Below are 1,686 nucleotides of genomic sequence, written 5' to 3'. Positions count from 1 at the left end.
GAGAGCTGGTCACCGCCGGTGGCGAGCTGGTTTACGCCGGACGAGAGCTGGTCACCGCCGGCGGCCAGTTGGTTGACCCCGGTTCCCAGCTGCGCGCCGCCTTCGCTGAGCTGGCCAAGACCCCCGGCAAGTTGGGAGGTACCCGAATGAAGCTGGTCCAGTCCGTTGGCCAGCTGAGCTGTCCCGTCACTGAGGCCGGACGTGCCTTGTGCCATCTGCGACATGCCATTGGCAAGCTCACGTGATCCGGTCGCGAGACCGTTGGCCCCGGTGGCCAGTTGTTTCGTTCCATCAGCAAGCCCGGCGGCTCCTGCGGCAATGCCCGAAGTGCCATCCGCGATGGCTCCGGCTCCCGGCGCCAATTGTGTCTCGATGCCCTCGGCCAGAGCGTTGACGGTTGACTGGATGCGTCCTGCACCGTTGTCCACGTCAGAGAGGTGCGACCTGGCTGAGTCGACGGAAGACACCGCTGTTGAAAGGCCGTCGCTGACGGCGCTGACGTCGGCGCTTGCCGTCGTGGTGAGGGTCCTGAGCTGTTCGACTTGCGCCGAAGTCAGGCTGTCTCCTGCTGCGAGGTGTGCTACGAGAACCTTCAGGCTGTCGAGGGTATTCGTTGCGCCGGCGGCAGACGACTGGGAAGTTGTCAGCATCGCCGCTGCTCCTGCCTGCTCCTTGGCGGTGGCGCCGACGTTTGCGGATAGCGTTGCAAGATCCTTGCCAGTGCTGCGCAGGCCTGTGCCGACCCCGCTAATCCCGTCGCGTATGCCGGCTGCCCCTTTCGAAAGGCCGGATGCGCCCTGAGCCAACTCTGCTGCTCCCGCGGCTACGTGGTCGATACCGCCAGCAACCGCCTCGACGCCGCTGGCCGTTGCCTGTCCCCCGGACGCCAGTTGGTTCATGCCGGTGCTGAGCTGCGTGGTTCCGGCGCTGAGGGCCTTTGCCCCGTCTGCTGTCTTTCCCACACCGTCAGCGAGGGCATTTGCCCCGGTTGCCACTTGCGCCACCCCGTCAACATATTGCCCAACGCCGTGCGCGGTTTGATGTACGCCGTCGACGTACTGGGCGGTGCCGTCAGCGGTTTGATGTACGCCGTCGACGTACTGGGCGGTGCCGTCAGCAGTTTGATGTACGCCGTCGACGTACTGGGCGGTGCCGTCAGCGGTTTGGTGTATGCCTTGGGCCAACTTAGCGGATCCATCGGTAGCCTGCGCCTGACCGTCACTGAATTTCTTCACGCCGTCCGCGTATTGGGCGAGGCCGTTGTCAAATTCCTTTGCTCCTCCGCTTAACTTCTGCGTTCCGGATGCAAGTTGCTTAGTGCCGTCACCGAGACCCGCCATGAGGGCGAAATAGATGAGAATCACCGCCGTGAGCAGGAACGAGAGCACGGCGATGGCGACTCTTTGCCCTCTTCGCGGCCTGGATTGTAGGGATGTAGCGTTCACAAAACTCCTTTGTTCAGGAAAAAAGTGGATGTAACGGTGATGGTTGCGCTCGGGCTCTGCTGCCGGGCACTGGGCGGGAACTAGCCAGAGACCTGGCGCGGTAGCCACGCCGAGGCACGACCTGGCACTAGGTCAGATGCGAGGTCGTGCTTGTGCTCCGGCCGTCAGGGTTGGGGGTGACGGCCGGAGCGGTGGGTGGTGTTTAGCGGGCGCGGCGGATTGGCAGGACCAGGAGGCCTGA

The 1,686-nt window shown here is 64.0% G+C and carries 1 pseudogene; it reads right to left on the bottom strand.

What is annotated here, in order from left to right:
* Window positions 1-1,388 (bottom strand): annotated as a pseudogene (locus C563_RS0120725) (hypothetical protein); the annotation flags it as partial.
* Between the last annotated feature and the right edge of the window lie 298 nt (window positions 1,389-1,686).

This window comes from Arthrobacter sp. 135MFCol5.1, from assembly GCF_000374865.1.
In the GTDB taxonomy this organism is placed as follows: domain Bacteria; phylum Actinomycetota; class Actinomycetes; order Actinomycetales; family Micrococcaceae; genus Arthrobacter.
This window is presented reverse-complemented; position numbering and strand designations above follow the sequence as displayed.